Source organism: Streptococcus suis YS56 (genome assembly GCF_000440115.1).
Lineage (GTDB): Bacteria > Bacillota > Bacilli > Lactobacillales > Streptococcaceae > Streptococcus > Streptococcus suis_L.
Window position 1 is genome coordinate 1 of record NZ_ALMY01000007.1, and the last position, 12,668, is coordinate 12,668.

Annotated in this window: 18 protein-coding genes and 1 riboswitch; of the genes, 11 read left to right on the forward strand and 7 right to left on the reverse strand. The window is 43.0% G+C overall.

Going from position 1 to position 12,668, the window contains the following annotated elements; all coding sequences use genetic code 11:
* The 3 genes from tnpB to SST62_RS0101095 form a co-directional block, all read right to left on the reverse strand.
* A partial coding sequence (gene tnpB, locus SST62_RS01000000111345) for an IS66 family insertion sequence element accessory protein TnpB (protein WP_032499275.1) occupies positions 1 to 122 on the reverse strand: 122 nt, incomplete at its 3' end.
* Positions 103 to 288, reverse strand: coding sequence for a hypothetical protein (locus SST62_RS0101090; protein WP_029942435.1), 186 nt, complete (start codon positions 286 to 288; stop codon positions 103 to 105). The genes SST62_RS0101090 and tnpB, both read right to left, overlap by 20 nt.
* 79 nt (positions 289 to 367) lie before the next feature.
* Positions 368 to 799, reverse strand: coding sequence for a GtrA family protein (locus tag SST62_RS0101095; protein ID WP_029185966.1), 432 nt, complete (start codon positions 797 to 799; stop codon positions 368 to 370).
* A gap of 28 nt (positions 800 to 827) precedes the next feature.
* Positions 828 to 930, forward strand: a riboswitch (PreQ1 riboswitch).
* Between SST62_RS0101095 and SST62_RS0101100 the strand changes: the two genes are divergently transcribed.
* The 6 genes from SST62_RS0101100 (at position 928) to SST62_RS0101125 (ending at position 6,150) form a co-directional block, all read left to right on the forward strand.
* On the forward strand, positions 928 to 1,443 hold the full coding sequence (locus SST62_RS0101100) for a QueT transporter family protein (protein ID WP_012027540.1): 516 nt from the start codon (positions 928 to 930) through the stop codon (positions 1,441 to 1,443). (Overlaps the previous riboswitch by 3 nt.)
* A 115-nt stretch (positions 1,444 to 1,558) precedes the next feature.
* The gene (locus SST62_RS0101105; protein WP_029185967.1) at positions 1,559 to 2,401 is read left to right on the forward strand and encodes an aldo/keto reductase; all 843 of its coding nucleotides are present in this window, start codon (positions 1,559 to 1,561) and stop codon (positions 2,399 to 2,401) included.
* A gap of 78 nt (positions 2,402 to 2,479) precedes the next feature.
* A complete protein-coding gene (locus SST62_RS0101110; protein ID WP_029185968.1) occupies positions 2,480 to 4,636 on the forward strand; it encodes a Tex family protein in 2,157 nt (718 codons plus the stop codon).
* Positions 4,623 to 5,057 (forward strand): SprT family protein, encoded by a 435-nt coding sequence (locus SST62_RS0101115; protein ID WP_029185969.1) that lies wholly within the window; start codon positions 4,623 to 4,625, stop codon positions 5,055 to 5,057. The genes SST62_RS0101110 and SST62_RS0101115 overlap by 14 nt, the downstream gene beginning before the upstream one ends.
* A gap of 69 nt (positions 5,058 to 5,126) precedes the next feature.
* Complete coding sequence (locus SST62_RS0101120; protein ID WP_029185970.1) at positions 5,127 to 5,888, forward strand: hypothetical protein; 762 nt, start codon at positions 5,127 to 5,129, stop codon at positions 5,886 to 5,888.
* The gene (locus SST62_RS0101125; protein ID WP_029185971.1) at positions 5,878 to 6,150 is read left to right on the forward strand and encodes a PspC domain-containing protein; all 273 of its coding nucleotides are present in this window, start codon (positions 5,878 to 5,880) and stop codon (positions 6,148 to 6,150) included. The genes SST62_RS0101120 and SST62_RS0101125 overlap by 11 nt, the downstream gene beginning before the upstream one ends.
* Positions 6,151 to 6,195: 45 nt before the next feature.
* Here SST62_RS0101125 and manA read toward each other — a convergent pair whose 3' ends face one another.
* Complete coding sequence (gene manA / locus SST62_RS0101130; protein ID WP_032499273.1) at positions 6,196 to 7,140, reverse strand: mannose-6-phosphate isomerase, class I; 945 nt, start codon at positions 7,138 to 7,140, stop codon at positions 6,196 to 6,198.
* Between the two features lie 195 nt (positions 7,141 to 7,335).
* On the opposite strand from manA, the gene hprK reads away from it, so the two are divergent.
* Genes hprK through SST62_RS0101150 form a run of 4 tightly spaced genes read left to right on the forward strand, consistent with a single transcriptional unit; the run spans position 7,336 to position 9,987 of the window.
* Positions 7,336 to 8,268, forward strand: a complete 933-nt coding sequence (gene hprK, locus SST62_RS0101135; protein WP_029185973.1) for an HPr(Ser) kinase/phosphatase — start codon at positions 7,336 to 7,338, stop codon at positions 8,266 to 8,268.
* A gap of 1 nt (position 8,269) precedes the next feature.
* Positions 8,270 to 9,046, forward strand: coding sequence for a prolipoprotein diacylglyceryl transferase (lgt, locus tag SST62_RS0101140; protein ID WP_029185974.1), 777 nt, complete (start codon positions 8,270 to 8,272; stop codon positions 9,044 to 9,046).
* Positions 9,047 to 9,059: 13 nt separating this feature from the next.
* Entirely contained in the window at positions 9,060 to 9,470 is a 411-nt protein-coding gene (locus SST62_RS0101145) for a DUF948 domain-containing protein (RefSeq protein WP_029185975.1), read from the forward strand.
* Complete coding sequence (locus SST62_RS0101150; protein ID WP_029185976.1) at positions 9,454 to 9,987, forward strand: YtxH domain-containing protein; 534 nt, start codon at positions 9,454 to 9,456, stop codon at positions 9,985 to 9,987. The genes SST62_RS0101145 and SST62_RS0101150 overlap by 17 nt, the downstream gene beginning before the upstream one ends.
* 415 nt (positions 9,988 to 10,402) lie before the next feature.
* Here the strand turns inward: SST62_RS0101150 and SST62_RS0101155 are convergent, their stop codons facing one another.
* From SST62_RS0101155 to SST62_RS1000000111950, 3 genes are all read right to left on the reverse strand, one after another.
* Positions 10,403 to 10,837, reverse strand: a complete 435-nt coding sequence (locus SST62_RS0101155; protein ID WP_079267399.1) for a transposase — start codon at positions 10,835 to 10,837, stop codon at positions 10,403 to 10,405.
* Positions 10,838 to 10,919: 82 nt separating this feature from the next.
* Positions 10,920 to 11,351 carry an IS110 family transposase gene (locus SST62_RS01000000111350; RefSeq protein WP_228376831.1) on the reverse strand — a complete coding sequence of 144 codons (432 nt, stop codon included), beginning with the start codon at positions 11,349 to 11,351 and terminating at the stop codon, positions 10,920 to 10,922.
* On the reverse strand, positions 11,351 to 11,560 hold the full coding sequence (locus tag SST62_RS1000000111950; RefSeq protein ID WP_029185977.1) for a hypothetical protein: 210 nt from the start codon (positions 11,558 to 11,560) through the stop codon (positions 11,351 to 11,353). Before SST62_RS1000000111950 ends, SST62_RS01000000111350 begins: the two co-directional genes overlap by 1 nt.
* Positions 11,561 to 11,970: 410 nt before the next feature.
* Between SST62_RS1000000111950 and SST62_RS01000000111355 the strand changes: the two genes are divergently transcribed.
* Positions 11,971 to 12,668: YSIRK-type signal peptide-containing protein (locus tag SST62_RS01000000111355; protein WP_032499274.1), on the forward strand; the 698-nt coding region annotated here is incomplete at its 3' end.

The window sequence follows — 12,668 nt, forward strand, 5'->3', positions numbered from 1 at the left end:
GAAAAGGGATCCAGATTGAATTGACTTTTGACAAGGTAGGCGAGAGAATCAATCCCTTGACGCATGTCCGTTTTACCGCAAACCAAGTAGACTTGACCTAAATCACTGAGTCGGATGGTCATAGTGCAGTACCTTATCCAAGATTGTTTCTAATATTTTTTGGTTGATAGAGTGAAAGAATGTGACTTCCACTTTTCCGAGATGAATTTTCATCAGAATATCATTTCTGCCTTTCTTCTCAAAGCGGCGAGATAGGGGAATAGTCAATGGGACGATGGGGTGTGACATAATAAATCCTCCAGTTTTGTTTTTTATAACAGTATACAGGAGGAGGGAGTGATTAGATAGATACCTTGTTATTGGGCGGTTACTCTTTAAATACAAATAATTTACTTAAAACGTAGTTTAGGACAATAACTAAGACTTGCGAGAAAAGTGTCGCAATGGCATTGACCAGGTTGATGTTGTTATGTACAAATTGTCCAATCAATTGTGGATAGGCAGCTACAAGTATATAGGCTAAAGCCATATCCAAAACAAGAGTGACAATTCGAGCGGTAGTGAATTTGATGAGGCGTTGGAACCAGCCTTGTCTTACTTGCTTAAATACAAAGCGATCATTTGTCCAAAAGGCAAAGAGGATAGCTACTGCATTGGCTAAAAGAGTTACTAGCAGAATGGATGGGATGAACAGAAAGAGTCCCATACGGGTAAGCATATAAACAAGGGTTGCTGCAACACCTGCAATCAAATAGAGAATCACTTCGTTATTGATGAGTTGATAAAATAGTTTTTTCATAGGACTAGTCTATCATTTTTAGGAAAAATATGCTATACTAATCAACGTTGTTGACAAATTCAATGACCCTTGGGGCTTGCTCACTTTACCCAAGCATATTTTAAGCTTTTTCGCTAAAGGAGAATTTTATGAATACATCTAAATGGACTGCCAGAGATATGGCAGAAATTGCTCTTGTTGCGGCGATTTATGTCGCTCTTACCTTGACGCCGCCATTGAATGCTATTTCCTTCGGGGCTGTTCAGTTCCGTTTGTCTGAAATGCTCAATTTCTTGGCTTTTTATAATCGTAAGTATATTATCGCTGTGACCATTGGCTGCATGATTTCCAACTTGATTGGTTTTGGCGTGATTGACCTCTTTGTGGGTGGATTCTCGACATTAATCTTCGTTACCTTGGGAGTTATTCTGTTTGAAAAATACAAGAAGGACTATCTATTCGGTGGATTATTTAACAAGGCTTTCTTTTATTTCTCATTCTTTTTTGCGGCAACTATGTTTACCATTGCTTTAGAATTAAAAGTCTTATATGATTTGCCATTCTTTCTAACTTGGTTGACAACAGCAGCAGGAGAATTGCTTTCTCTATTAGTTGGAGCTGTTGTTATCGATAAACTATCCAAGAAAATAAATTTTGAAAAGTAAGTATACAATAAATGTGAGCAGACACTTTCGGGTGTCTTTTATTTTTAGGTCGTATTATTTTGTATTGATTGATAATTTAGTTTATACTGGGGATAGAAGAAATAGGAGGTCTTTTATGACAAGATATACGTTTTCAAATGGTGTAACTGTTCCTAAAATTGGTTTTGGAACTTGGCAGATACCTGATGGTGAAGTAGCGTACGGTGCGGTTTCTTATGCATTGGAAGCTGGTTATCGTCATATTGATACTGCTCAAATTTATGGCAATGAAGCTAGTGTTGGTCGGGCCATTGCGGACAGCAGTGTGGCACGGGAGGATATTTTCCTAACGACAAAGGTCTGGAATGACAAGGTCGGCTATGAGGACACCTTGGCGTCTGTTGAGGTGTCCATGAAGAAATTGCAGGTGGACTATCTGGACTTGCTTCTAATCCACTGGCCCAATCCACAGGCTATTCGGGACAGCATCGGCTGGAAGGAGCGCAATGCTCAGGTCTGGAAGGCATTGGAAGAGCTCTACCGTTCAGGTAAGGTCAAAGCCATCGGCGTGTCGAACTTTATGGAACATCACTTGGAAGGCTTGTTGGAAACTGCTGAAATCACACCCATGGTTAACCAGATTATGTTGGCACCCGGTACTCCACAGTCAGAATTAGTGGCCTACTGCAAAGCCAAAGGCATTCTCTTGGAGGCCTATAGCCCATTTGGTACAGGAACACTTTTCCAAAGTCAAGAAGCAGCAGACTTAGCCAAAGAAGCAGGCTGTAGTGTTGCTCAATTGGCACTGGCTTGGTCCTTAGACAAAGGTTTCTTACCATTACCAAAATCAACCAGCCCAGAAAATATCAAGGCCAATTTGGATATTGATGACCTAGTCATTAGCCCAGAAGCCGTCGCCCAGTTGGACAACTTATCAGGCCTAAAAGGACAGTTGGATCCAGACTTGGCAGCGTTTTAGAGTGGAAAGAGTATGTTGTTTGAGCAGCATACTCTTTTATCATCTACAACATACCGCTTTCATGCTATAATAGAAGCTATGGAAGAAAAATATTTGAAAATTGCTCAGGAATTGGGCGTTAGTTTAAAACAGATTGATACGGTCTTGGCTTTGACAGCTGAAGGCAACACCATTCCCTTTATTGCTCGTTATCGGAAGGATGTGACGGGGAATTTAGATGAAGTGGTCATCAAGTCCATCATCGATCGGGATAAGGCCTTGACTGCCTTGGCTGACCGTAAGGCTACTGTCCTTGCCAAGATTGAAGAGCAGGGCAAATTAACAGACCAGCTCCGTCAGGCTATCGAGGAAGCCGAAAAGTTGGCAGATGTCGAGGAACTCTACCTGCCTTATAAGGAAAAACGTCGGACCAAGGCAACGGTGGCGCGTGAGGCTGGACTTTTCCCACTGGCTCGTCTAATTTTGCAGAATGTGGCTGACTTGGAGGAGCAGGCTGCTGCTTTTATCTGCGAGGGGTTTGACACTGCTCAGGCTTGTTTGGCTGGGGCTGTGGATATTTTGGTCGAAGCGATCTCAGAAGACAATAAACTTCGGGCCTGGGTCTACCATGAAGTACAGACCAATTCAAGCCTTACTTCAGAGCTAAAAGATCAAGAAGCAGATGAAAAAGAAGTCTTTCAGATTTACTATGATTTTTCTGAGAAGGTGGCAAAAATGCAGGGTTATAAGACCTTGGCCATCAATCGTGGGGAGAAATTAGGCATTCTCAAGGTTTCTTTTGAACACAATGTGGATAAAATGATCCGTTTCTTTGAACTGCGTTTTCCACAGTCTAATAGCTACATCAAGGATGTCATTCAGCAGGCCATCAAGAAGAAAATTCTGCCTGCTATGGAGCGTCGGATTCGGACAGAATTGACGGAAGAAGCAGAAGAAGGAGCAATCCAGCTCTTCTCTAAAAACCTACGCAATTTGCTTCTTGTATCTCCCCTCAAAGGCAAGGTTGTTCTTGGTTTTGACCCTGCCTTTCGGACAGGTGCTAAGTTGGCGGTTGTAGACCAGACGGGAAAACTCTTGACAACCCAGGTCATCTATCCAGTTGAGCCGGCTGGTCAGCGACAAATTGCCCAGGCCAAGAAAGACTTGGCAGACTTGATTGGGCAATACCAAGTGGAAATCATTGCTATCGGAAATGGAACGGCCAGCCGGGAATCCGAAGCTTTCGTCGCTGATTTGCTCAAGGATTTTCCAGAAGTTTCTTACGTTATCGTCAATGAAAGCGGAGCTTCTGTTTATTCAGCTTCTGAACTGGCTCGATATGAGTTCCCAGACCTCCCTGTGGAAAAACGCTCTGCTATTTCCATCGCTCGCCGTCTGCAAGACCCTCTGGCAGAGCTGGTGAAAATCGATCCTAAGTCGATTGGGGTCGGCCAGTACCAGCACGATGTCAACCAGAAAGCTCTGTCTGAAAGTCTGGATTTTGTGGTCGATACGGTAGTCAACCAGGTCGGGGTCAATGTCAATACGGCCAGTCCTGCCCTTTTGGCTCACGTGGCTGGTCTCAACAAGACTATTTCGGAGAATATCGTCAAGTACCGTGAGGAAAATGGTGCTCTGACCTCTCGTCAGCAGCTCAAGAAGGTGCCTCGTCTGGGTGACAAGGCCTTTGAGCAGGCAGCTGGTTTCTTGCGCATCCCAGATGCGACTAACTTTTTGGACAATACTGGCGTGCACCCCGAGTCTTACAAGGCTGTGGAAAACCTGTTAGAACTTCTAGCTATTGACCACTTAGATGAGGCTGCGCAGGAAAAATTGAAGCAGGTGGCTATTGCAGATACGGCAGAAAAAATCGGTGTTGGTCAGGAAACCTTGAAGGACATCATTGCAGACTTGCTCAAACCAGGTCGTGATTTACGGGATGACTTTGAGGCACCAGTCCTCCGTCAAGATGTCTTGGATGTCAAGGACTTGGTGGTAGGTCAGGAATTGCAAGGTACAGTCCGCAATATTGTGGACTTTGGGGCCTTTGTGGACATCGGTGTCCATGAAGATGGCTTGGTCCACATTTCACGCATGGTCAAGCGCAAACGGGATAAGAATGGACGTCAACAAGCCTTACCTCATCCTAGTGAGGTTCTCGCTGTTGGGGAAATCGTTACTGTCTGGGTGGTTGAAGTGGACATCAAACGCAACCGTATCGGCCTTAGCCTTTTGAAACCAAATGGATCTGAATAAGTATGTGCAAGAAGTCTCCGTGCAAGACTTCGATAAGGAATTTCGGCATGTAGCAATCTGGAATAGGCGACTGCGGTCAACAGGTGGGCGCTTTTTTCCAAAAGATGGTCACCTGGATTTCAACCCCAAGCACTTGGAGGAGCAAGGCTTAGAAGTCTTTCGGAAGATTGTCCGCCACGAGCTCTGCCACTACCATCTCTACTTTGAGAAAAAAGGCTATCGGCACGGAGACAGGGACTTCAAGGAACTGTTAGCTGCGGTGGACGGCCTGCGCTATGCTCCCAAACTGGAACAAGCTGCCAAGCCTAGTCTGATTTATAGATGTCAGTCCTGTGGACAAGTCTACCAGCGCAAGCGCCGCATTGACCTAAAAAAATACCGATGTGGTAAGTGTAGGGGTAAACTCACTTTGAAAGAATAGAGAATCAGTCCCCGGGCTGATTTTTTTGGTGGGGATTGTGATATACTAGAATAGAATCGAGGTGAGTCTATGACGCAAAAGAGAGAAGAACGCTTAATTGAGTTATATGAAAAAGGTGTCTTGACCAAGGAAGAGGCGCGTGCCTGTTTTAAGGAAATGAACCAAGAACCAGACTTTCTTTTCGTGGAAGAAAAAGAAAAATTGAATTTTTCCTTGCCAATTTTTAAAGTATTTGCCTCTTCTAAGTTGAAGCAAGCCTATACATTTGAAGGGATTGAGTCGCTATTTTTAAAACTTTCTGAAGGGCGGCTGACCTTTACAAAATCCAAGAACAATCAGCTTGGTGTGGAAATTTGTTACAATCAGGATGCACCTGAAGATAGACTTCCTCATCTTTATGTAGAAAAAAAATGTCTCTATTTTAGCAGTGGCTTGGCCTGTCATTTGACAATCAGCTTGCCACAGGAATGGATGTCCGTATTGGACTTGGAGTTGGGGCAGGCCGATGCTCGCTTGGATTATTTACCGTTTGAAGATATTTCTATCCGCAGTTCAAGGGATAAAAAACAACAGGATATCCGCTTGACGACCTGTGGTGGTTATCCTCAACATTTGAATGTAGAATTGGCCCAGGCGCCATTGACCTTACAAACGAGTAAGGGACAAGGGATTCGTGGGCAGATAGAGTCCCAATCGGGTCAGGTTTTGGTCAATCGGAAAAAGAAAGCCAGTCCCTACCAGTTTGAAAAATCGGGCAATGATGTACTCTTTATCAAGGCACAGACTGGACAAGGTGCCTTCTATGTGAAAGGAATAAAAGATGTCGATTGATTTGTATAAAGTAAGACAGGGCAAGATTTTGTCGGGTGTCCTTGCTGGTCTAGCCCATAAACTGGGCTGGGAAGCCTGGGTGACACGTGCAATATTTATTGCAGGCCTGCTTTTGGGAAAATCTTTTCTCTTGTTGGTTGCTCTTTACGTAGCAGCAGCCTACTTTTTACCCTATAAAGAAGATCAGGACGCGGAACGCTATGGAACAGGACCACGTAAGATAAAAGATGCGGAGAAAATAAATAAGTCTTGGTTTGGATAGAATGGAAAAAAACTTGAGTTTAAAGGCTCAAGTTTTTTTACATGCTTAGTTTGTATGGCTTGCGATTAATTCCATTTGGCCTGTAAAGGTCCAGTCTGTCACATCGGCTGGTAGGATAAAGTGGCTTCCTTTTTGAAGTGGGTAGCTGGTTTCACCGACTTGGATGGCACCTTCCCCTTCGATGACACTGACAAGCAGATATGGAACGGTCTGTTCCATTTTGATTTCTTGCTGGATATTCCATTTATATACGGTGAAGAAGGGATTGGCAACCAGAAGTGTTGAGTCAAGATTGCCTGCTTTGAGATGGGCAGGTGTTGAGTTAGCAACAGGTCCGATGGTCAGGACATCGATTGATTTCTCAATGTGTAGTTCACGGAGGTTGCCTGCATCGTCACGGCGGTCAAAGTCATAGACACGGTAGGTTGTATCGCTAGATTGTTGGGTTTCTAGTATCATAATACCCTTACCGATGGCGTGCATGGTGCCACTTGGTACAAAGAAGAAATCACCCTTTTTGACAGGTACATGGGTCAACAGCTTGTCCCAATCTCCAGCTTGGATTTGCTGACGGAGTTCTTCTTTGGATTGGGCATTGTGGCCATAAATGATTTCAGCACCGTCTTCGGCTTCCAAAATGTACCAGCATTCTGTCTTGCCCAGTTCGCCTTCGTGAGCCAAGCCATAGCTATCATCGGGATGGACTTGGACGCTAAGCCAATCTTCAGCATCAAGGATTTTTGTTAATAATGGAAAGACATCATCTGTTGGATTGCCAAATAAATGCTTTTCATTCTTATAGAGGTCATCCAGTCCTCTTCCTTTATATTGACCATTTGAGACGGTTGTTACGCCATTTGGATGGGCAGAGATTGCCCAACATTCCCCAGTCTTTTCACTAGGAATATCATAGTGGTAGTTGGTTCTTAGGCGATTGCCACCCCAAATTTTTTCATGCATGACAGGTGTGAGGAATAATGGTTCCATAATCTTCTCCTTCTGGTTGACTTTATATGGATAGTATAACAGATTATGGGAGAATTTTGTAGTGGGATAGTGATAGTGTTGTTTAGCTGGAGACGGGGAGGCTGTTAGTCCCTGTATTCTGAGGAAAAGAACTACTTGTTTTCCCCTCCCACCCCTTGCTTGTGGTATAATATACTAAAACCGAAAGTGAGGGCAGAAATGACAGTTTATGTAAAAGATTTACTTGATAACCTACGGATTGAGTGTGCCTATAGTACAGAAGAATTACTCCAAAAAGAGATTACGACTTCTGACATTACTCGTCCTGGTTTGGAAATGACAGGCTACTTTGATTATTATTCTCCTGAGCGTATTCAGCTTATGGGGATGAAAGAGTGGTCTTACTTGATGGCCATGACAGCCCATAACCGCTATCAGGTGCTCTCCCAAATGTTCCAGCCTGAAACACCAGTTATTATTGTGGCGCGTGGTTTGGAAATTCCAGAGGAGATGTACAAGGCTGCCAAAGAAAAGCAGATTGCCATCTGTCGCAGTAAGACAGCGACCAGCCGTCTATCAGGGGAATTGTCTTCCTATCTGGACAGTCGATTGGCACAGCGGACCAGCGTTCACGGTGTTTTGATGGATATTTACGGTATGGGTGTCCTTATCCAAGGAGATTCTGGTATCGGTAAGAGTGAGACGGGTCTTGAATTGGTCAAGCGTGGACACCGATTGGTGGCGGATGACCGAGTGGATGTATTTGCAAAAGATGACGTAACCCTTTGGGGTGAGCCTGCGGGAATTCTGCGCCACCTATTGGAAATCCGTGGTGTAGGAATTATCGACATCATGAGCTTATATGGCGCTAGTGCCGTAAAAGATTCTTCAGAAGTACAGTTGGCTGTTTATCTTGAAAATTATGAAACGGGTAAGGTCTTTGACCGTCTGGGGAATTCTGGTGATACCATTGAAATTGCAGGTATTTCAATACCTCAAATCCGCATCCCTGTTAAGACTGGTCGTAACATCTCGGTAGTAATTGAAGCAGCAGCCATGAACTACCGTGCTAAGCAAATGGGCTATGATGCAACGAAAATCTTTGAAGAGCGTCTAGGCAATCTCATCGAGCAGAATAGAGAAGAGGGCTAATATGGATCCAATTGCGATTAGATTAGGTCCTTTAGAAATTCGCTGGTATGCCATCTGCATCTTGCTAGGCTTGGTCTTGGGTGTTTATTTGGCGACTAAGGAAGCACCGCGCAAGAAGATTTTGCAGGATGATATTTTAGACTTTATCTTGCTAGCCTTTCCGCTTTCCATAATCGGAGCCAGAATCTACTATGTCGCTTTTTCATGGAGCGAGTACAAGGATAATCTCTTATCTGTCTTTGCTATCTGGAATGGTGGAATTGCTATCTATGGTGGTTTGATAACAGGGGCAATCGTACTCTATTTCTTCACTCGGCACCGCTTTATCAATACGCTAGACTTTCTGGATGTGGTTGCTCCCTCCGTCATGATTGCGCAAGCCATTGGGCGTTGGGGAAATTTCTTTAACCAGGAGGCCTATGGTAAGGCTGTGGACAGCTTGAACTACCTACCATCCTTGATCCGAGACCAGATGTATATTGATGGCGCCTACCGTCAACCGACCTTCTTGTTTGAAAGTCTGTGGAATCTGCTTGGTTTTGGCTTGATTTGTGTCCTACGCAGACGGCCAAAATTCCTCAAACAGGGTGAAATCACAGCTTTTTACCTGATTTGGTATGGTTGTGGCCGTCTTTTGATAGAAGGCTTGCGGACAGATAGCCTCATGTTCTTGGGCATTCGTGTTTCCCAATGGTTATCTGGTGTTCTTATCTTGGTAGGAATCAGCATGGTTGTGGTGCGGAGAAGAAAATCCTCTATTCCATTTTATCAATCATAAAGGAGAAAATATGATTATCGAAATTTCTGTCTTGATTATTGCCCTGTCCATCGCGGCAGTAGCAGTTTACATTGTTTTGCTCTTGAAAAAATTGGGTACGGTGACGGATGAGGCTCAACAAACCCTCAAAGTCTTGACTAGCGATGTCAATGTGACCCTTTACCAGACCAACGAACTCTTGGCCAAAACAAATGTTTTGGTGGAAGATGTCAATGGGAAGGTTTCGACCTTGGATCCCCTCTTCGTTGCAGTTGCGGACTTGTCCACTTCTGTGTCTGATTTGAATGCCTCTGCGCGTGATTTGACGGTCAAAGCCAAGTCTGCAGGTGCTAATACGGTTAAAGCTGGCGGAGCCCTCTCTGCCTTGTCAACAATTTCATCTCTCTTAGGTAAGAAAGGAGAAAAAAATGGTAAAAAAATCTAGTGTCTTAACCAGCCTCTTATTAGGTGTAGCAGGAGGAGCAGCTGCAGCTGCCTTTCTAGCAAGTAAAACTGGTAAATCGGTGAAAGAAAAAGTCGTTAACTTTGCTAATGACTATAAAGAAAACCATGAAGAAATCAATGCTGATTTGGTCAGCAAGGCTCAGGACTTGGGCAGGCAAGCCTCAGAGCGCTTTACAGAAGTCAAAACTCAGTTGGAAACTGGGGAATTGACAGTGGAAGATTTGGTCAAGTCAGGTAAGGAAAAATCTGTCGAAACCTTCGAGCAAATCAAGGAAAAAATCGCAGAGCAAAACCTGTCAACGGCTGATATCTTGGAAGCTATCAAGGCTAAAACGGCTAAAGCTCCAACAGTGGATTTGACAGAAGAAGATGTTGAGGATGCTGTGGTGGTGTCTGAGGATATTGAAATTGATATCGAAGATGTTCAAACTGAAGTGGTATCAGAAACTGTTTCAGATGTAGCAAGTGAAACTGCTTCAGAAACAGTTGAAGGATAAAAAATGGCTCGTTATCAACTGTAATGGGTTGATGTTGACCACACTTAGAGAGGATTTATCTTTGATTACTTAGACGTAAGAGGAAACCCCGTTTCCTTATTTCCAACCTTGTACAGTCATTAGACTGTACAAGCAGCCTGCAGCTGTTGATGCGAACAGAGTTCGCTCTATTTCCAGCCTCTTTTTCCTCGCTTTTTTGTATCTAGTCTCGGGCTGAAACAGTTCCCCGAACTGTTTCACTCTCCCAGATAGTTGGAGCTAGTACTAAAAGTAAACTAAACGGCTATAAAAATCAGAACTTGTAGACTTGATTTTCATTGACTATCTTTCTAGTGTTTTTATTAAAAATGCGCAAAAAGACACTTCCTGTGCTATACTGTAATTGAAAAATTTTTAAGTTTAGGTGTTAGAACTGTTACCTCAGTCCTAGCGCCTTTTCTTTTTGATAAGATTGATGGGTTGTGAGGAGTTTATAAATAATTCTAAGAATTTTATGGGCACAGGCAATAACAGCTTTCATCTTGCTTCCTCTTTGGGAAATTCGGTTGTAAAGAGATGAAAAAGCAGAATCCTTAGAGTGTGCAGCAATCAATCCAGACATGGTCAAAGCCTGTTTGATGTAGCGATTTCCTTGCGTGATATGTGAGGATTTTTTAATGCCTGTACTTTCGTAAGAATCTGGACAGAGTCCAGCCCAAGATGTCAGATGTCCATCTGTTTCAAAACTATCTACAGTTGGTCCAATTTCAGCTAAAATAGTGGCAGCGCAGTTTTCGCTCAACCCAGGAATGGTTTGGAGTAACCTGTTTTCTTCAGGGAAACTCCTTTTCGATGTAAGCCTGAATCTCATGAGTCAATTTCCTAATGAGTTCCTGATACATCCGATATTCTTCTAAGCTTTGATCTATTAGAAATCGGTCTTCAAATGACAACTACCCGTTCATAGCTTCAACCAGCTGGTCGGGACTTGCTTTAACTTTCCTGTTAATGCAAGAGCTAACCGTGTTTACATCAATTCTTTCTCCATTGATAAAGAGAGTTAGAAGTGCTTGACCTGTCTTTGAGAAGATATCAGACAAGTAGCTGGTCAGTTTAATATTGGCCCGTTGTAAGAGATTATGGATTTCATTCTTAACTTGAGTTTGACGTTGTTTATAAGCCCGTAGACGTCGAGTAAGCAAACGTAACTGGACAACTTCAGTACTTGGGATATAAGAAGAAGCAATCAGACCACAACGACCCAGTTGGGCAATCCACTCGGCATCTCTCATATCTGATTTTCGACCAGGAACATTCTTGATGTGTTGCGGATTAGCTAAAACCAAGGTTAAATCAGAGTCAGAAAAGATATTGAAGAGTGGCATCAGTATTGACCAGTGGATTCAAAAAAAACGTGGGAAACATGATTTTCTTCTAACCAAGCGAGGGCGTTTTGAAGGGCTATGGTCCTTGTTCCGAATATCTTCTGGATTTTCTTTGGTTTGTTGGTATCCAGTGGACCATCTAGAATACAACAAATAATGGATTTCTGGTGGACATCAATGCCACAACAGGTTTCAATCATGACTTCCATATGAAAAGCCTCCTATTCTAATTTTGAACAATCGAATAAGAGGCTACTTGTAATTTTATTTTCACGCTTCTAAGCGTATTCGAGTTTTCTCATGACTCTTATTCATCCAGTTTTTTATACAGACTAGGTAAAGTCCTATTAAACACCACGGATTAGTATTGTTCAATTTTATTATAAGCTGTTCTTCTTTTTCTGTCATGAGTTAGCGGGTGAAACCTGCTTGGAGTTTTTTTATCTTCTGCTCAATGAAGCTAAAACTAAGCGGTGCAGATGTCGATAGAATAAATATCAACTACATTGAGTCAATCCAACTGTTTTTGCTTTTCGAGAAGTATCAATTAAAACACTTGTAGGAAGTAATAAGTAACGGTATAATTGAAGTATGTCCATCGTAGGAGGATGAAAAGGAAATGAAAACAAATCAATTTGAGAAGCAACAACGTTTTGCTTTTCGTAAGTTATCAGTTGGACTTGTTTCTGCTATGGTAGCAAGTCTTATTTTTGCGTCTGCAGTTATAAATGCTCCAGCAGTTAGTGCACAGTCAATTCACTATTCATATGTAACTGAGCAAGAGTTGACCGATGCTGAGAAAGAACTAATTATTCGAGAACTACCTAGATTGGCACAAGCTACGGATGCGAATTATTATCTTGTTTATAGACCAGTAGGTTCAAAGCTTTCGTCAACAACAATGAATATTGGTTCAAGTTCAAAAGTTTTACCTAAGACAGGTGCCTTAGAAACAAGTATAACGGCGATTGCAGGTCTTTCACTTCTAGTTATTGCCTTCAAATTGGGCAGAAAAGGCAAAAAGGAAGTGGCAGGTGTTGTTCTTTTAATAGCTACTGGAACAAGTTTCTTAGTTCCAACTGCTTCGGCCTTGACCAATCATATTTTGTCCCAATTTAATCAAACGATAGAGATAACCTCAGATCAAGCCTTACCAGCACCAGCAGATATTGAAGGTTATGTCTATGTGGGTTACATTAAAGGGAGCAGTGTGTCTGAACAACCTCCTTCAGTTTCTGTTACCCCCCCAACCCCCGAGGAACCTACAGCCCCAGTAGTTCCCCCAACCCCCGAGGAGCCTACAGAACCCGTTACTCC